This window comes from Cystobacter fuscus (assembly GCF_002305875.1).
Lineage (GTDB): Bacteria > Myxococcota > Myxococcia > Myxococcales > Myxococcaceae > Cystobacter > Cystobacter fuscus_A.
Genome location: NZ_CP022098.1, coordinates 1,286,854 through 1,304,928, shown reverse-complemented (window position 1 = coordinate 1,304,928; position 18,075 = coordinate 1,286,854). Strand labels below are relative to the sequence as shown.

Here is an 18,075-nt window from a genome sequence, read left to right as displayed (position 1 = left end):
ACGACTGCAACTTTCCAGACCTTCGAGGGGGAAGCCAGGCAGGCTCGGGGGAGGGCGATGGTGAGGGTGAGACAACCAAACGGAAGGAGGTCCCGCCATGTGGCCTCCCGATGAATCCCAGCAACAGGAGCCGCGGGAAGGCGAGGACGGTGTGGCCGGAGTACTCGGACCGCTGCTGCCCGCCCAGGCCCTGCGTGGCTCCGCGCTCTTCGTGACGGCTCATCCGGGCGACGCGGTGCGCGGGGCATCCTGGCTGTTGCGCCGCAGCTCCCACGCACACGTCGTCCACGTCACGGAGCGAGCCTCTGGGGACGACACGTTCGCGGCCCCGGACACGCCAGAGGCCCACGCCCGTCTCTCCGAGCAAGCCTCCTTCGAGGCCCTGTCGCTCGCCGGACTGGGCCCGGAGCGGCTGTTGTCCCTGGGAACAATGGAGCGCACGGCGAGCGAGGAGCTCGTCCCCCTCACCGAATGCCTGGTGGCCCTGCTCAAGGCCCTCCGCCCGACCCTCCTCGTCGTCCACCCCTACGAGGGAGGACACCCCGACCATGACGCCGCCGCCTTCATCTCGCATGCGGCCGTGGCCCTGCTCGTGCGGGGCGGGCGCACACCGCCCTCGCTCCTGGAGATGGCCGTCCCCGCCTGCGGACACCTGGGGCTCCACCCCTTCGGCTTCCAGTCCACGCTGGACGACCAGCCCGTGGCCAGCGTGGCCCTGTCCGCGGGGGATCGCGCCCTCAAGCAGCGGATGCTCGCCTGCCATGCCTCGCCCGGGTGGGATTCGGGCTCCGCGCCGAGCGCGCCGGAGCACTACCGGCTCGCGCCCCGCTACGACTTCACCCGACCGCCGCGCGCGGGGAGGCTGCTGTATGAAGTGCCCACACCGGGGATGACGGCGGTGCGCTGGCGACGGTTGGCGCGCCGGGCGCTGGAGCAGCTCAAGCTCACGGAAGCTTCCGCTCACTGAGGAGCGTGGTAGGACAAAGACAACCGGCGGGGACTCACGTGCTCGAACATCGGGTGAAGAGCTGGGTGGAGTTGCAGGAGCTGCTCTTCGAGGGCTCGTGGAACGAAGCACTTCATCGCTTCCGCCCCACGCTCGCCTTTCGTGGCATGCCGGACTCCAGCATGGACCTGGCCACGGGGCTCAACCGACGGGGTGGGGATTACTCGCGCCAGGAGCACGTCATGCTGCGCGCCTTCCGCAAGTACGCGCGCGGCACCGCCTACCCCTGCGGCAGTGTCTGGGATTGGTTGGCGCTCGCCCAGCACCATGGACTGCCCACGCGGCTGCTGGACTGGACATTCAGCCCCTACGTGGCGCTGCACTTCCTGTCGGAGAACCTGGAGCTGTACGGCACGGACGGCGTGGTGTGGAGCGTGGACTACCGCGAGACGAACCGGCTGCTGCCGCGGCCTCTCAAGGAGCAGCTGCGGCAGGAAGGCGCGGATGTCTTCAGCGCGGAGATGCTCGAGGAGGTGGCCCCGAGGCTCAAGTCCTTCGATCAACTCACCCGCCGCTCCTTCGTGCTCTTCTTCGAGCCCCCCTCGCTCGACGAGCGCATCATCAACCAGTTCGCCCTCTTCTCGGTGATGAACGCGCCCTCGAGCCGGCTGGACACGTTCCTGGAGCATCAGGAGCGGGGGGTGCGCCGCATCATCGTCCCCGCGCAACTCAAGCACGAGGTGCGCGACAAGCTCGACCAGACCAACATCACCGAGCGGGTGTTGTTTCCGGGCCTGGACGGGCTGTCGCGGTGGCTGCGGCGCTACTACAATCCCAAGCCCCCTGGTTCTACTCCCGAGGGGCTCTAGCCCGGATCGGGCTCGCCCCGGTCACGTGGACAGCAGGGTCAAGATGCCAACTTCCGCGGCGGCGGCGCTGGAAAAGAACACGTCAGCCACCTCCATTCAGCATTCTCCTCGAGGCCAATTATAAAACCTGGCGACTTCATCTATTTCCAACGCCAATTCAACAGTGAGGGGCTTCGAACACGAGGGAGCCGGGAGACAACTCCTCGAGGTTCCACGGGAGCGGTTACGCAAGTTCACGCTGGAACCGCACTCCGACAAGACGCGACTCAACTGGGTTCTGTGCGGGGGAGGGGCTTCAGCCAAAAAACGGCGATGGGCCGTCCCTACCGCACCCGAGAACGGAAGATGACCACGGCGCGGTAGCGTATATTCGTGGCTTGTGATGCCTACATCACCGCACTATACTTTGGTCGCATGAAAGACGCGAATGACACCTTGGTCTCAAGGGCATTGGTCCTCTTGGGGATCATCGTGTCGGGCTGTGCATCGGGACCGGCTACCCTGGCTCCGACCGACGACGCGAGCACCCGTGAGTCCGCGGGGATGAGCGGTGGCACCTTTTCTCCCGCCGTCGAAGAGCTCGGCCGGTACGTGCTCGTCATCCAAGAATCCCCCAGCGGTCACGTCACGCACAGATGGCGCCCCGTGGAGGAGTTTGACCTTTCGCAATTCAGGCTCCAGCCCCGCGCCGAGAGAACATACGGACGCATCGTGCTTGCGGCTGCTCGCCAGCGAGATTGTCATGGAGAGTTCAACGAGTGCATCAACACGTGTGTGAAACGCCCCCTTTCCGAGGACTACTCACACATCGAGGCCTCGATTGGAGCCAAGAGGGCGCACTGCACGAAATCGTGCATGCAGCCCTATCTCGACTGCGAGGAGTTGCAGGAGCGTCGTCCCCAGGAGTTCTCAGCCACGGCCCGAGCAATTGATTGGCTGAAGCGCAATCGCAATGAGGCCTTGATGGGGAGTCTTGTCGTTGTCGCAGGAGTTGTCTTCGTTGTGGTCTTCCCTCCCGGGGCGCTCATTGCCCTGGTTCCAGCGGCAGCTTTGGCTTCATCGGAAGTTGTCTGCGAGCCCTACATCGCGACGGTGGCGCCGTGACGATTTTCGACCAAATCATCGAGGCGCAGGAGCTTCTCGGGAAGAGCCGAGAGCATGCTCAGTCCCTCAAGGAGAAAGAGCTGTTTCTCCTTGCCATCGACGCGCTCTGGTTCGTCTGGCGGAATGGTCAGTCCCATGAGTTCGAGAGCTACCGTAAGGATGTTGAGTCCAAGGCCCCTGACCGGGTGATCGCCACCTTCAACACGCGCGACGAGGCTTATTCCTGGCTTGGAATAGAACCCAAGCCATCCGATCTGGCCTACGTGCTGATCGCCGACGAATACCACGTCATCATGACATCTCGTGACGGCAAGCGCAGTTCGCTGGTGCCACATCCGGCTCTTGAACTCCATATAGAGGAGATGATGCGGGATGGCCTCCCGCCAGCGGCGGCCATATTCAACACCCGGGAGGAGGCAGACACTTGGTTTGACAGTCAGGCCGAGCCGCCAGTTCAAACCGTCATTCAGATTGGTGGGGAGCGCTATCTGGCGGTGTACTATCGAAACATCAATCACCGCGCCATCTATCCCTTCTCCATTGCCAGGAGGCTGGAGAAGAAAGAGGGACCGGGAGAATAGAAGCGGGGGACCCCGTAGCGGGCGCTCGGTTGCCGGGCTGCTACTGACCACCGGACCTATTCTCGCGCCTGCCAAGGACGAGCCCACCCCACCCAGCCCGAACTCGGGGCCTTGAGGGCAGAGATCGCCCCCCGCACGGAAGGGGGAGGTGATGCTCACGCCAGTTTTCGGTTGGTCCCCACGCCGTGTTCCCGCTTCCCGTGCTCAATCCGGGCTAGGGCACCACCGAGGCGCCCTGCTGCGTGGGCAGGCGCTGATCCCGCGTGGGACGCCCCTCCAACGCCACGCGCCGGTCTCCCAACTTGCTCACGCCTCCGAAGACGATGGTGAACAGGATGACGAGGAAGAACAGACCGAATCCGATGAGGAATCCCATGGAGCGACCTCCTTTCGGAACAAGGTAGGTCCCCCGACCCACCGGGGCAGCCCCACGGCCTTCACGCATTCCACGACTCAGATGCCCGCCAGCCCCTCGGGCGAGGAGCCGAGCGAGGCCGGAGCGGAGGGCAGCTGCCGCGGCAGGTTCATCCAGAAGCACGTGCCCTCGGCCTCCGTGGAGCGCACCTGCAGGGTGCCCCCATGTGCCTTCACGATCTCATGGGTGATGTAGAGCCCGAGCCCCAGTCCCGTGCGGGCCCGGGACACCTCGGCGCCGCGCACGAAGGGATCGAAGATGTGCGGCATCCGCTCGGCGGGGATGGGCGGACCGCCATTGCGCACCTCCACCCGCACGCCCGGACCCTCGTCGCACGCGCTCACCCGCACCACGCTGTCCTCGGGGGAGTACTGCACCGCGTTGCCCACCAGGTTGGAGGCCGCCTGGGCGATGCGGCCCATGTCCCACGTGCCCCAGCCGGTGCCGGACACGTTCAGCTCGAACTTGCGCCCCGGATGCGCCACCTCCAGCTCCTCCACCACCTGCCGCAGCACGTCGTGCACGTTCATCTCCGTGCGCTGCAGCGTGTAGCCCCCGCCCAGGCGCGTGCGCGTGAAGTCGAGCAGGTCGCCAATCATCCGCGCCATGCGCTCCGCGGAGTTGGAGATGCGGTGGACGGCCTTGCGCTGGGGCTCGGACAGGCCGCCGTAGCGCAGGAGCAGCGCGGCGTTGCCGGTGATGGCCTGCAAGGGATTGCGCAGGTCGTGCCCGAGGATGCCGAGGAACTGCTCGCGGAAGAGCGCCGTCTGGCGCGCGGCTTCCTCGCGCTTGAGCCCCTCCTCCACGCGCTTGCGCTCGATGGCGTAGCGCAGCGCGCGCACGAGCAGCGGCCCCGTCACCTGTCCCTTCACGAGGTAGTCCTGCGCGCCCGCGTGCACCGCGCGCATGGCGAGCTCGTCGTCGTCCGTGCCGGTGAGCACCACCAGGGGCAGCGTGGGCGCCGCCCGCACCATGCGCTCGATGTTGGCCAGGCCGTGCCCATCCGGCAGTGACAGGTCCAACAGCACCGCGTCCAGGCCGGGCTCGCCCACCAGGGCCTCGGCCTCCGCCAGGCGCATGACGTGGCGCACGTCGAACCGCACGGACGTCACCCGCTTGAGTTCCTCCTTGAACAGCCGGGCATCTCCCGGGTTGTCCTCCACCAGGAGCAGCCGCAGCACGCGCCCTTCGTCCATGCTCATGGCGGGCCTCAATCTCCTCCGGGCAACCGCACCACGGAGAGCCAGAAGTCATCGATGGAGCGCACCACGGAGATGAACTGGTCCAGGTCCACCGGCTTGTTGATGTAGCAGTTGGCGTGCAGATCGTAGGTGCGCAGGATGTCCTCCTCCGCCTTGCTCGTGGTGAGCACCACCACGGGGATGCGGCGCAACCGGGCATCCGCCTTGATCTCCGCCAGCACCTCGCGTCCGTCCCGGCGCGGCAGGTTCAGATCCAACAAGATGAGGTCCGGCCGCGGGGCGCTGGCGTGCGGCCCCTCGCGGCGCAGGAAGGCGAGCGCCTCCACCCCATCGCGCGCGACGGAGAGACGGTTGCTCACCTTGCCCTCCTTGAGCGCCTCGATCGTCAGGCGCACGTCGCCGGGGTTGTCCTCCACGAGGAGGATCTCGATGGGACGTCCAAGACTGTCGCCGTTCATGCGGTCGGCCCCTTGTTCACGGGGAGGGAGGGAAGCGCGGGCAGGGTGAACCAGAACACCGTGCCCTGGCCGGGGTGGGACTCCACCCCGATGCGGCCACCGTGGCGCTCGACGATCTTCTTGCAGATGGCGAGCCCGATGCCCGTGCCGGGGTAGTCCTCCTTGTTGTGCAGGCGCTGGAAGATGATGAAGATGCGCTCGAAGTACTGCGGCTCGATGCCGATGCCGTTGTCCGCCACGGTGAAGCGCCACGAGTCGCCCTGGCGCTCGGCGTCCACCCGGATGCGCGTGGGCTTCGGGCCCCGGAACTTCAGCGCGTTGCCCAGCAGATTCTGGAAGAGCTGGGTGAGCTGGCTCTCGTCCGCCATCACCTGCGGCAGCGGACCCTGGGTGAGGCTGGCGCCCGCCTCGTCCACCAGCGTCTTGAGGTTGGAGAGCGCCTTGTCCAGCGCGTGGCCCGCCTCCACGGGCTTGAACTCGTGGCCCTTGGTGCCCACGCGCGAGTAGGTGAGCAGATCCTGGATGAGCCGCTGCATGCGGGTGACGCCATCCACCGCGAAGGCGATGAACTCGTCCGCGTCCGAGTCCAGCTTCCCCTTGTAGCGCCGCGCCAGCAGCTGCGTGAAGCTGGCCACCATGCGCAGGGGCTCCTGCAGGTCGTGCGAGGCCACGTAGGCGAACTGCTGCAGCTCCTCGTTGGAGCGAGCCAGCTCCGTGGCATGGGACTGCAGGGCCAGCTCGGCGCGGCGGCGCTCGAGCCCCTGGGACAGCGCCTCCGCCACCGTGGACAGGGTGATGAGCGTCTCCTCCTCCAGCGGCTGCATCCCGAAGAGGGTGAACACGCCCAGGAGCTGCCCGCGCAGTTGCAGGGGAATGCCCACGAAGGACATGAGCCCCTGCGTCTCCAACCAGTCGCGGGCACGCGCCACGCCCGGGTGGCGCAACGCGTCGTTGGAGTACAGCAGTTGGCGGCTCTGGCCCACCCGCCCCGCGATGCCCTGGCCCAGCTCCAGCCGATCCGTCTGGATGGAGGGCGGGACGGCTGGCCCCGCGTGCCCCTTGAGCCGCAAGAGCTTCGCCTCCCGGTCCCACGCCCACAGCTGCGAGAGAGGGAACAAGGGCAGACAGCGCGTCATCACCTCGACGCACTCCTGCATCATCCGCTCGGGCGACACCTCCTGGGAGAGAACCTCGCTCACCCGAGCGCCCAGCGACTCGAGCTGACGGGTGCGCTGCTCGCTCTCCAGCCGGCGCGAGGACTCCTCCGCGAGGCGCTGGGCGGTGACGTCCAGGCTCGTGCCCACCCACTCGCGCACCTCGCCCGGAGCCGAGTACAGGGGCACGGCACGCGACAAGATGGTCGCATAGCTGCCGTCCTTGCGGCGCACGCGCATCTCCACCTCGTAGGGCCGCTTGAGCGCCCGCCCCGCCTCCCAGCCCCGCCGCACCCGCTCCTGGTCATCGGGGTGCACGGCGCCCAGCCAGCCAAAGCCCCGGTACTCCTCGTACGTCTGCCCGGTGAACTCGCGCCACGAGGGCGAGTCCTCGAGGGCCAGCCCATCCGGACGCGTCACCCACACGGCCTGGGCGGTGGCGTTGATGAGCGAGCGGAAGCGCTCCTCGGACTGGCGCGCGCTGGTGTACAGGCGCGCGTTGTCCAGCGCCACGGAGGCCTGCGCCGCGATGCCCTCGGCGAGCTGGGCATGCACCCGGGTGAAGCGCCCCGGCTCGGGATGGACGAAGAACAACCCGCCCAGCACCTCCCCCGAGCGGCCCTTCACGGGCACCCCGAGGTAGCTGCGCACCGGCAGGTGCCTGGCGGACAGGCTCTGGAAGGGGGTGCTCTTGCCGTATTCCGGATGCCGCGTCACGTCGTCGAGCAGCAGCGGGGGATCGCCGCGGAAGGTGGGCGCGAAGAGCGGGGTGCTCCGCGGCAGGGGCAGCGTGGACAGCCGCGAGGGCTCGCCGTGCTCCTCCACGCGCTTCTCGAGGAAGGCCCCGAAGGACGCGCCCGTGACGGACACCCCCGCGTCGGTGACGCTCTTGATGAGCCGGATGGGATCCAGCTCCGAGGCGAGCGACAGACCCATGCGGTGGAGCGTCTCGGCGACGCGCTGCTCCTCCTCCTTGCGCCGCAGGGCGACCTGGGCCTCGCGGTAGAGGCGCGCGTTGTCCACGGCCAGGGCGGCGCGCTCGGCGATCTGCTCGAAGAGCGCGACGTCCGCGGCGGAGAAGGTCCGGTGGGACTCGGCGGAGATGAGCTGGAGGGCGCCCAGGACGCGGCCGCGGGCCTTGAGCGGCACCGTCACGGACGAGCACAGGCCCAGCTCGCGCACGATGCGCAGGTGCTCCGCGTCCCGGGTGAGCTTCGCCAGCGCCTCCTCGGAGATGGTGGGCAACCAATCCGAGCGCCCGGTGCGGATGACCTCGTAGACCCCCGAGGGGGCCTTGGGATCCGGGGGGTAGCGCCGGTTGAGCTCCCAGGCGAGCGCCACCTTCGCCGCGGCCACGTGCGCGACCCCGAACAACTGCACCATGCCGTGCTCGCCCACCATGCGCAGGGTGCACCAGTCCGCCAACCGGGGCACCGCGAGCCGGGTGAGCGCATCGAGCGTGGCCTCGTAATCCAACGGGGACGCCAGGAGAGAGCTCGTCTCGGCGAGCACCTGCAGCGCGTCCACGGCCCGCTTCTGGTCATCGATGTCGGTGCAGGTACCGAACCACTTGACGATGCGGCCCTCGGCGTCGCGCATCGGCTGGGCCCGTCCGATGAACCAGCGGTACACGCCATCGTGGCGCCGGCAGCGATATTCCACGTCATAGGGCTCGCCGGTACGCAGCGAGTGTTGCCAGCGCCGCTGTGCCTCCGGCCCGTCATCGGGATGGAAGGGCAGTTGCCAGCCCTCGCCGTCCGTGTCGCCCGGCGTCCTCCCGGTATAGTCGTACCACCGCTGGTTGAAGTAGTCGTGGTAGCCGTCGGGCCGGGCAGTCCACACGAGCTGGGGAATGGCCTCGGCCATCTGCCGGAAGAGGGACTCTCCCTCGGGAGCGCTCGATACCAGACTCGACGACGAAGGCACTTCCGGGGCGTGTTGCTCGGGGGCGTTCATGACTGGGGCGCGAGGACGTTAGCAGTGTCGCGGCACCCCCTCACGAGAGTTGTCCATACACGTTCGTCCGGTTTCTATCACCCGGCGAAAAAGACGCTGTGGCGGAGCGCCCCGAAGCCGGGCAGACAGGCGCGACTCCCCCTGCTTCCGAACGAAGGTGTTCCCGGATGTCCTGGCTGCTCCCTGGCGCGCTCCTGTCTCTGGCCCTCGCACAATCCCCTTCCCCGGCGCCCGAGACGCCCCCCGCCCCCGGAGAGACGACGGTGGTGGCGCCCCGGGTGCCCACGCCCCTGAACCGCACTCCCGCGGCGGTGAGTGTCGTGGAGGAGGAGGACATCCAGACGGGCCGCCCCACCCTGGGCATGTACGAGGCCCTGGTGGGAGTACCGGGGCTCGTGGTCCAGAGCCGCAACAACGCCTCGCAGGATTTGCGGCTGTCCCTGCGGGGCTTCGGGGCGCGCTCGGCGTTCGGCATCCGGGGAGTCACCGTGGTGGTGGATGGATTCCCGGAGACCCTGCCGGATGGGCAGTCGAACGTGGACCTGCTGGACATGGCGATGGTGTCGCGCATCGAGGTGCTGCGGGGACTGGCCTCGTCGCTGTACGGCAACGCGGCGGGCGGCGTGGTGAGCCTCACCACCGAGGACGGCCCCGAGCGCCCCTACGTGGAGGCGCGCACGGTGAACGGGGAGTACGGCCTGTGGAAGTTGAACGTGAAGGGCGGAGGGACGAGCGGGCCGGTGCGCTGGATGGTGGGCGCGTCGCGGCTCGCGCAGACGGGCTGGCGGCGGCAATCGGCCACGGAGCAGGTGCTCTTCAACGGCAAGGTGGGCTGGACGCCGGGTGAGAACTCGGAGCTGACGGCGGTGCTGTCGCTGGTGGACGCACCCGAGGCTGGAGATCCGGGCGCGCTGACGCAGGAGGAGCTGGAGGCCGACCCCCGGCAGGCCGCGCCGCTCAACCTGGCGGCCCGCGCGGGCGAGGCGGTGCGCCAGGGGCGGCTGGGGCTGACGTACCGGCTGCGCCTGGGCGAGGCGCACGCGCTGGAGGCCCGGGGCTTCCTGTCGCTGCGGGGCTTCCAGAACGCGCTGCCGGGGGTAGTGGTGGCGTTCGACCGGACGTTCGATGGGGTGTCGGCGCGCTACGACAACCGGGCGCCGCTGTGGGGCCTGCGCAGCCGCTTCACCCTGGGGGCGGAGGTGCAATCACAGGCGGACCGGCGCAAGAACCACGACAACGTGGAGGGCCGGCCCGGCGGCGCGGTGCAGCTCGACCAGGACGAGAACGTGCTGGCGCTGGGGGTGTATGCCCAGGAGGAGCTGGCGCTTCTCGAGCACCTGACGGCCGTCGCGGGGGTGCGCTACGACGTGTCGCGCTACGCGGTGGAGGACTTCCTGAAGGAGGACGGGGACGCGACGGGAGCGCGGACCTTCCAGCAGCCCACGGGGCGGCTGGGACTCATCTGGTCGCCTCGGGAGGAGGTGTCTGTCTTCACGAGCTTCACCCAGGCCTTCGAGGCGCCGACGACGACGGAGCTGGCGCTGCCGCCGGGAGCGGGCGGAGGCCTGTCGCGGGAGTTGAGGCCCCAGCGCTCCAACGGGGTGGAGGTGGGGGCGCGGGGACGGCTCTGGAGCCGGCTGCGCTACGACGTGGCGCTGTACTCGGTGTGGCTGCGCGACGGGCTGGTGCGCTACGAGGACGAGTCGACACGGGCGTACTACCGCAACACGGCGCGCTCTCAGCACGTGGGGGCGGAGGTGGCGCTGGAGGCGCGGGTGACGGAGTGGCTGCGGCTGCGGGCGGCCTACAACGCCCTGCGGGCCACGGTGGAGGGAGGCAAGCGCGTGCCGGGCATTCCCACGCACCAGGTGAGCGCGGAGGCGATGTACCAACATGCGAGCGGCGCGCTGGCGGCGGTGGAGATGTTCAGCACCGGGGGGATGTACGCGGACGACGCGAACACGGTGCGGGTGCCCATGGCCTGGGTGGTGAATGCGCGGCTGGCGCACCGCATCCCCATTGGGGGGTTCGAGCTGAGTCCCTTCCTGGGCTTGCAGAACCTGCTGTCGGCACGGGCCATCGACAACGTGCGGGTGAACGCGAGCCGGGGGCGCTACTTCGAGCCGACGCCTCCCCGGTCACTCTACGGGGGCGTGGGCGTGGCGCATCGCTGGTAAGACAGACTCACGCATTCCGCATGGGCGGTGGCTGAACCACCAGACGGAGCAGGCCCCGTTCCTCCAGCAGATTCTGGACGCGCCATGCCAGGGCCACGTGCTCGGGGTTGCTCGGGTTGAGACGTTCGGGAGTGAGGATGACGAGGGTGCCCTTATCGCCTACCGGCTCCACCCGTACAGGCGATGGCAGGGCAGGAATCTCTCCCCGCGCGCGCGCGAAGTATGTCATCCACCCGATGAAGCAGCCGATCCGACTGCCGCCAGAGAGCTGCTGCCACAGTCCGTCTGCCGTCACGAGAGCCCAGTCCGGCTCCCAGGCCACAGCCATAGCGCGCATGACGCCCGCGAGTACCGGCGCCGTGAGCATGCGCTCGTGGCCAAACTCCTCATGCGGGAACTGCACGCGCACCACGTTGGACGAAAACTCGGCCTTCGACCCACAGTGGACCGAGACCGCGCCGCCCTGGTCCTGCGCCTCGTGGCCCGTCCAAGCGCCAAAGTGAAACCCATCCTTGCCGCTCTGGTACTTCCTGCGCCCGAAGAATCTCACGAAGGTCTCCTGCGTGAGCTCGAACCCAAGCTGCGGCAACTTCCGACCAGTGCTGTTCTTCTCATACCAACGGGCATAGCTCGGGTGGCACTCAGCCAAGAGCCGGAAGAACATCGCCGCCTGCTGAGCGCACTGCTCGGCAGACTCAGGACGGTGCCCCCAATAGGCTCCAGCTCCATAGGATTCACTCATGCGTGCTGGCCCTCATTGCACCGGCTGCGTGTAAACAACGTCTACTGCGTGAAGGTCATTCAGGTCGAAGTGCTTCCTGAGAATAGCCACCATTCGCGGCTCCGCGACATGCCAGCGCACTGGCAGCCCACCCGCCAATCGGAGCTGCCGTGCGGCTTGCTTGATCATCCCGTCCATCCCCTCAAATCCCCACTTGGGCGTGAGGCGCTCGTCGAACCACTTGTCGTACTCGCGCGCCTTGGCCTCGAGGAGAGTGCCCGTCTTCGGATCGTATCCGTCGTAATTCACGCACTCCCCCTCCCGACAGACCCTGTAGGCCCACCGCTTGGGTGCACCCGTCACCTGAGCCTGGTAGTCCCGGGCCTGCTCGGACATGCTGGAGGTGTCTTCCACCCACTGCCCAGGCCCGCCCACCGGAGGCCACCCGCCACCGCCTCCCGCGCCCTGGGTAGTGCTGGCCATGTGCAGCACGTAGGTGGCACTCAGCGCGTTGCCCGCCACGGCCACGGCACCTCTCGCGGATACCGCCACCAGGCGCACCGCCAGAAGACCGTCCCCCGACAGCGACAGCACGGGAACGGTCATGCTCCCGAGCCTCCCGCCCCACGAGGCGGCCTTCGCTGCCCCCGCCCCCGAGGTTCCCACCGTCAGGACGATGCCCGTCGCGAGCCGGGACACGGTGCGCACCTTCTCCGCATAGGGCTTGTGACGGAACTCCTCCCACAGCCGCGGCGAGTTCTCGTAGAGCTGGCGCACCGCGCCTGGAAGTTGCGTCAGCCCCTCGAGCGTCTCGCCCGTGTGGAAGGCGAGCCGGTAGAGGCCCTCGACCATGTCCACGACCGCCAGCATCGCGCCCTCGGCCACCGCGAGCCCGGCGTTGTCGTCCGGCTCGTAGCTGCCCGCTGGCCGAGCCCCCTTCGGCACCTCGAGCTTTTCATCCACCGGGAAGAGGCGCCCACCGTCGATCGCGTAGAAGGGGCCTACCTCGAAGCGTCCGGCTCGTAGCGTCCCATCCTCGGCCAGCACCACCTTACCGGCCTTCTGCACCGCCACCCCCGAGGTAGCCTTCACCAGGTAGCCATCCGGGCGTAACACCAGCAGCCGTGAGAAGCGCCGCATGCGCGCGTGCAACTCGTCGCGGGACACCGGAGCTTCACCCGTGGCCACCTCCAGGAGCAGGTGCGCCGCCATGCGTCGCGAACCGAAGTTGCCCAACGTCACGGGAGTGGAGAGCAGGTGCGGCACCAGCGCCAACGCCTGCCGCGGCGACAGCGTGCGCCCGTCCGTGGGCACCGCGGTGGTGGGCACCCCAGCCTGCACGAGGAAGCCCTGGAAGTAGTCCAGGGTCATGGGCACCTCGTACGGCCGACCGTCCCCCACCCCATCCGGCCATCCAACGCCCCTCCTCCCCAGGTCCTCCTGCTCGTCCACCTTGCTCGCGCGGCGGGCCAGGCGCCGAGGGCGCACCAGCCCCCCTTCGCCTTCGGCCGCGCGAACCTCCACCCCAGCACCTTCGCGGCCCTCCGCGCCGATGTCAGCGACCTCCAGGTTCTCGTGTACGCGCCCCCCATGGCGCTCAGTACCCACCAGCGTCCCCCTCATGGGGTGGCCGGAGGCACACGCCGCCTGCAGCCCGAGGCTCACCAGCGCCAGCGCGCCCGAGACCCACCAGGGTCGGCCACGCGACCTCCGCCGCGCCTCGAGCTGTGTACCGCCGCCCTCCCCCGCCCCAGGACTCCAGTACTCCTTCGCCATGACGCTGGCCTTTCCCCCAGGTGGAACCACCCTCCAACTCGCGCGAGATGCCCCATCACGCGATCTGGTATTTTCGCTGAGCCAGGGTTGAAGCGCTTCCCCGGCCGCTCCACGGAGGTGTGGGCGCCACCTACCGTTGGTGAGCACAAGGCCTCAACAGACTGCTGGCAAGAGCCCAGCCATGGGATAACGAGAGGAGCCATGACCGCTCCCGCCTCCAATCCCCTGCTCTCCGACCGTGACGTGGACTTCCAGCTCTATGAGGTGCTGGACGCGGAGTCGCTCTGCAAGCTGCCCGCCTTCGCGGACCACTCGCGCGAGACCTTCACCCTCTTCCTGGACAGCACGCGGCGCCTGGCGCGGGACGTGCTCGCCCCCACCTACCGGCTCATGGACTCGGAGCCGCCCACCTTCCGCGATGGCCGCGTCCACGTGCACCCGTTGATGCGCACGCTCTACCCCCAGCTCGTTGACCTGGGCCTGCTCGCGGCCACGCGCCCGGTGGAGGTGGGCGGCCAGCGGCTGCCGCTCACGGTGTACTCGCTGGCCTCGGCCTACCTGATGGCGGGCAACCTCAGCGCCTACGCCTTCATCGGGCTCACCACCGGCGCGGCGCACCTCATCGAGGCGTTCGGCAGCGAGTGGCTCAAGGACACGTTCATGGCCAAGATGTACGCGGGCCAGTGGACGGGCACCATGGCGCTCACCGAGCCCCACGCCGGCAGCAGCCTCGCGGACGTGCGCACCCGGGCCACTCCCGCCGAGGACGGCACCTACCGCATCTCCGGCTCGAAGATCTTCATCAGCGGCGGAGACCACGACTTCGGGGAGAACGTGGTGCACCTGACGCTGGGGCGCATCGACGGTGCGCCCGCGGGCGTGCGTGGTTTGTCGCTCTTCGCCATCCCCGCGCGCCGGCCCGAGGGCGGACGGCTCGTGGACAACGACGTGCGGGTGACGGGCGCCATCCACAAGATTGGCTGGAAGGGTATTCCCAGCCTGGCGCTCAACTACGGCGAGGGCGGCGACTGCCGCGGGTGGCTCGTGGGTCAGGCGGGCAAGGGCCTGGCCCACATGTTCCAGATGATGAACGAGGCGCGCATCATGGTGGGCTTCAATGCGGTGTCCACCGCCTCGGTCGCCTACCACGAGGCCCTGGCCTATGCGCGCAACCGGCCCCAGGGCCGCCTCTCCTGGGAGAAGGACGCCGCGCGGCCCCAGCGTCCCATCATCGAGCACGCGGACGTGCGGCGCATGCTCCTGCGCCAGAAGGCCATCGTGGAGGGAGGTCTGTCCCTCCTGGCGATGGCCTCGTGGCAGGCGGACCTGGCGGAGCATGGCGCGACGCCGGAAGCACGCGAGCGCGCGGGCCTGCTGGTGGACCTGATCACGCCGCTGGCCAAGACGTTCCCCGCCGAGAAGGGCTTCGAGGCCAACGCCCTCGCCATCCAGGTGCACGGCGGCTACGGCTACTCGACCGAGTACCTGCCCGAGGCGTGGCTGCGTGACCAGAAGCTCAACAGCATCCACGAGGGCACCACCGGCATCCAGGGATTGGATCTGCTCGGACGCAAGGTGGTGGCCGCGGGAGGCGGGGGCATGCGCGCCTTCGTCGAGGAGGTGGAGGCCACGGTGGAGCGGGCGCGCCGGGCGGGCGTGGAGCCCTCCTGGGGCGAGGCGCTCAACGAGGCGCTCCAGCGCGTGGTGGCGCTGACGATGGAGCTGGGAGCGGCGGGCATGACGGGCGACGTGGAGCGGATGCTGCGCCACAGCGCCGACTACATGGAGCTGTTCTCGGTGCTCGCGGTGGCGTGGCGATGGCTCGCGCAGGCGGCCGCGGCACGCGAGGGGCTCGCCCGGGGCACGGACGGCCGGGACTTCTACGAGGGGAAGCTCGCCGCGGCGCAGTACTGGATCCACACCGAGCTGCCGCGCGTGGCGCAACTGGTGGAGCTGTGCCGCTCGGGAGAGGACTCGTACACGCGGATGCAGCCCGACTGGTTCTGAGATGTCCGTCTCCTTCCACCTGTGCCAGCCCGGCCGGGGCGCCTCGTGTGGCGCCTGCTGCGGCCTCTACAACTTCCGCGACCACTCGCGCGCGAGCCTCACCGCGCGCCTGAACGAGCAGACGGAAGCCTTCGCCGCGCTCCCCCCGAAGCACGGCGCGTGGCGCGCCCAGGCCCTCGCCCTGCTCGAATCGCGCCGTGCCTCGCCGCTGTTCCCCGCGGTGCGCGTGTGTCCGCTGCTGGGCTTCGTCGACGAGGAGCACACCCGGGTGGGCTGCCTGGGCCACCCGAAGGTGACGGGGGGCGTGGACCTGCGCGACTGCGGCGTCTACCACGCCGAGCTGTGCGAGACCTTCACCTGCCCCTCCTTCACCTGGCTCACCGACGCCCAGGCCCGGCTCATCCAGGTGGCGTGCGCGGACTGGTACCTCTACGGCCTCGTGCTCACCGACGTGGAGTTCGTGCGCGGCTGTCTGCGGTTGCTCGAGTGGGAGCTGGCGGGGCCGGTGGACCCCGAGCGGCTCATCACCCATCCCGAGGCGCTCGACGCCGTACGCCGGCTCTTCGCGCTCAAGGAATCCGCGCCGGACCGGGGCACCCACGCCGCCGTGTTCGGCCGCTTCATCCCCGACACCGAGGGCGAGCCCCTCTCGCGCACGCTCGACTACGCGGCCCTGGGCGCACGCACCGCGCCCGAGGACGAAGTGGTGCTGTGCCTGGGGTACGTCCCCACCACGTTGGAGGCGCTCACCCGGGCGCGGGAGCTCGTCCGCGCGCACGTCCGGGCCGTGGCCGACGCGCTGTCTCACTGAAGGCCCGCGGGGGCCAGCGACGGCCCCCGTGTCCCACCGCCCCGCTCACTCCTCCTCGGGGGGAGCCTCCATGTACTCGGGGGCGTGGATGCCCAGCAGCGCGAAGGCACTGCGCAGGGTCTGCTTGAGCGCCGCCACCAGTGCCAGACGGCCCTGCGTCTTCTCCGCGTCCGCGCTGATGATCGGGTCCGTCTTGTACTTCGTGTAGTAGCTGTGGAAGTCGGTGATCAGCTCCTGGCAGAAGTAGAGCACGTGGTGCGGCTCGAGCCGCTCCGCCGCGCTCGCCACCACGTCGGGCAACTGGCTCATCTTCTTGAGCATCGCCAGTTCCTCGGGCAGGGTCAGCCGCGCGAGCTGCGCCGGCGTGAGGTGCTCCGCCCCGACGAACGGGGTGCTCTTCTCCGCCGCCTTCTTCAGGATGCTCGCGCACCGCGCATGGCCGTACTGGAAGTAGAAGACCGGGTTGTCCTTGGACTGCTTCTGCACCAGGTCCAGGTCGAAGTCGAAGCGCGCGTTCGCCGTCTTCATCAGGAAGAGGAACCGGCACACGTCCGGGCCCACCTCGTCGATGAGATCCTCGAGCTCGAACACCGTGCCCTTGCGCTTGCTGACCTTGACCTCCTCGCCGCCACGCGTGATGCGCACGAGTTGCACCAGCAGGAAGTCGAGCCGCTTCACGTCCAGCTCCAGCAGGCTCATCCCCGCCTTGATGCGCGGCGTGTGCCCCGCGTGGTCCGCCCCGAGCACGTCGATGAGGCGATCGAAGCCCCGGTCGTACTTCTCCTTGTGGTAGGCGAGGTCCGCCGTCAGGTACACGGGCGTCCCGTCGCGCCGGAGGATGACGCGGTCCTCGTCATCCCCGTGCTGGCTCGTCATCAGGAACGTGCCGCCCTTCTGGCGATCCGTGTACTGGGCGGCCTTGCTGTCCTCGCTGCGCACCTTCTCCGTGTCGCGCCGGGCCTCCGCGGCCTCGTACGTCGCGCCGCGCTTCGCATACTCCTCGGCCACCGCCTTCACCTTGCCCGCCGCGTGCAGCGAGGCCTCGCTGAAGAACACGTCGTGCCGGATGTTCGCCTTCTCCAGCGAGGCCCGGATGGCCTTCATGTTCTCGCGGATGGCCACCTCGGTCGCCAGCGGCAACCACTCGGACTCCGGCGCGCGCAGGTACCTGTCACCCACCTCTTCCTTCCAGGTCCTCGCGATGTCGATGACGTACTCGGCCGGGTACTCGCCCTCGATGAGCTCCACCTGCTCGCCGAAGAGCTGCCGGTAGCGCTTGTGCACCGTGCGGCCCAGCGTCTCCACCTGCTTGCCGTAGTCGTTGATGTAGAACTCGCGCGTCACGTCATGCCCCGCCGCATCCAGCAACCGGGACACCGCGTCGCCCATGAATGCCCCGCGTGCGTGGCCGATGTGCACCGGGCCCGTGGGGTTGGCCGACACGAACTCCACCATGATGCGCTTGCCCGTGGACTTCGGCGCCCGCCGCCCGAACGTCTCCCCGGCGCTCAGCACCTCGCGCGCCACCTGCTGGATGACCTGCTCCTTGAGCGTGAAGTTCAGGAAGCCCGGACCCGCCACCTCCACCTTGGCGACCATCCCCTCCTTGTCCACCAGGCCCTTCACGATGGCGTTGGCGATGTCGCGCGGCGGCTTGCCCTCGGGCTTGGTGAGCAGCATCGCCACGTTGACCGCCCAGTCGCCGTGGGCAGGGTTCTTCGGGGGCTCCACGGTGTAGCCCGGCACCTGCTCCAACTTGAGCGTGCCGGCCGACTTCAGCGCCGCGAGCGTGTCAGCAATGAGAGCGAAAACCTTCTGCCGCATGGGGACGTCTTCTCCGATGACGAAATCCGAGGGGCGCGCACTCTAGGGCCGAACCGGTGCGGGCTTCACGGCTT

General features: G+C 68.8%; 14 protein-coding genes. 7 read left to right on the top strand and 7 right to left on the bottom strand.

Translation table 11 applies throughout. The features are described 5' to 3' along the window. The first annotated feature begins 97 nt into the window (after positions 1-97). The 4 genes from CYFUS_RS05450 (at position 98) to CYFUS_RS05435 (ending at position 3,500) form a co-directional block, all read left to right on the top strand. Positions 98-967, top strand: a complete 870-nt coding sequence (locus CYFUS_RS05450) for a PIG-L deacetylase family protein (protein ID WP_095984265.1) — start codon at positions 98-100, stop codon at positions 965-967. Positions 968-1,005: 38 nt separating this feature from the next. Beyond that, the gene (locus CYFUS_RS05445; protein WP_095984264.1) at positions 1,006-1,815 is read left to right on the top strand and encodes an FRG domain-containing protein; all 810 of its coding nucleotides are present in this window, start codon (positions 1,006-1,008) and stop codon (positions 1,813-1,815) included. Between the two features lie 543 nt (positions 1,816-2,358). Further along, the gene (locus tag CYFUS_RS52365) at positions 2,359-2,919 is read left to right on the top strand and encodes a hypothetical protein (RefSeq protein WP_232537385.1); all 561 of its coding nucleotides are present in this window, start codon (positions 2,359-2,361) and stop codon (positions 2,917-2,919) included. Further along, entirely contained in the window at positions 2,916-3,500 is a 585-nt protein-coding gene (locus CYFUS_RS05435; RefSeq protein WP_095984263.1) for a head protein, read from the top strand. The genes CYFUS_RS52365 and CYFUS_RS05435 overlap by 4 nt, the downstream gene beginning before the upstream one ends. A 214-nt stretch (positions 3,501-3,714) precedes the next feature. Here CYFUS_RS05435 and CYFUS_RS50335 read toward each other — a convergent pair whose 3' ends face one another. From CYFUS_RS50335 to CYFUS_RS05420, 4 genes are all read right to left on the bottom strand, one after another. Then, positions 3,715-3,876: a hypothetical protein gene (locus tag CYFUS_RS50335; protein ID WP_157758253.1), complete on the bottom strand. Its 162-nt coding sequence runs from the start codon at positions 3,874-3,876 to the stop codon at positions 3,715-3,717. Positions 3,877-3,953: 77 nt separating this feature from the next. Further along, positions 3,954-5,117, bottom strand: a complete 1,164-nt coding sequence (locus tag CYFUS_RS05430) for a hybrid sensor histidine kinase/response regulator (protein WP_095984262.1) — start codon at positions 5,115-5,117, stop codon at positions 3,954-3,956. Between the two features lie 8 nt (positions 5,118-5,125). Continuing rightward, positions 5,126-5,575, bottom strand: coding sequence for a response regulator (locus tag CYFUS_RS05425; protein WP_095984261.1), 450 nt, complete (start codon positions 5,573-5,575; stop codon positions 5,126-5,128). Next, on the bottom strand, positions 5,572-8,685 hold the full coding sequence (locus CYFUS_RS05420; RefSeq protein ID WP_095984260.1) for a PAS domain-containing protein: 3,114 nt from the start codon (positions 8,683-8,685) through the stop codon (positions 5,572-5,574). Before CYFUS_RS05420 ends, CYFUS_RS05425 begins: the two co-directional genes overlap by 4 nt. 167 nt (positions 8,686-8,852) lie before the next feature. On the opposite strand from CYFUS_RS05420, the gene CYFUS_RS05415 reads away from it, so the two are divergent. After that, positions 8,853-10,862: a TonB-dependent receptor family protein gene (locus CYFUS_RS05415; RefSeq protein ID WP_095984259.1), complete on the top strand. Its 2,010-nt coding sequence runs from the start codon at positions 8,853-8,855 to the stop codon at positions 10,860-10,862. A gap of 7 nt (positions 10,863-10,869) precedes the next feature. On the opposite strand, the gene CYFUS_RS05410 is transcribed toward CYFUS_RS05415, so the two are convergent. Together CYFUS_RS05410 and CYFUS_RS05405 are read right to left on the bottom strand one after the other, a co-directional pair. After that, a complete protein-coding gene (locus CYFUS_RS05410) occupies positions 10,870-11,604 on the bottom strand; it encodes an Imm52 family immunity protein (RefSeq protein ID WP_095984258.1) in 735 nt (244 codons plus the stop codon). Positions 11,605-11,616: 12 nt separating this feature from the next. Further along, positions 11,617-13,359, bottom strand: a complete 1,743-nt coding sequence (locus CYFUS_RS05405) for a restriction endonuclease fold toxin 5 domain-containing protein (RefSeq protein WP_095984257.1) — start codon at positions 13,357-13,359, stop codon at positions 11,617-11,619. A 201-nt stretch (positions 13,360-13,560) separates the two neighbouring features. Between CYFUS_RS05405 and CYFUS_RS05400 the strand changes: the two genes are divergently transcribed. Together CYFUS_RS05400 and CYFUS_RS05395 are read left to right on the top strand one after the other, a co-directional pair. Beyond that, a complete protein-coding gene (locus tag CYFUS_RS05400; RefSeq protein ID WP_095984256.1) occupies positions 13,561-15,366 on the top strand; it encodes an acyl-CoA dehydrogenase in 1,806 nt (601 codons plus the stop codon). Between the two features lies 1 nt (position 15,367). Continuing rightward, a complete protein-coding gene (locus tag CYFUS_RS05395; RefSeq protein ID WP_095984255.1) occupies positions 15,368-16,177 on the top strand; it encodes a hypothetical protein in 810 nt (269 codons plus the stop codon). 45 nt (positions 16,178-16,222) lie between these two features. Here CYFUS_RS05395 and argS read toward each other — a convergent pair whose 3' ends face one another. After that, positions 16,223-18,001 (bottom strand): arginine--tRNA ligase, encoded by a 1,779-nt coding sequence (argS, locus tag CYFUS_RS05390; RefSeq protein WP_095984254.1) that lies wholly within the window; start codon positions 17,999-18,001, stop codon positions 16,223-16,225. Between the last annotated feature and the right edge of the window lie 74 nt (positions 18,002-18,075).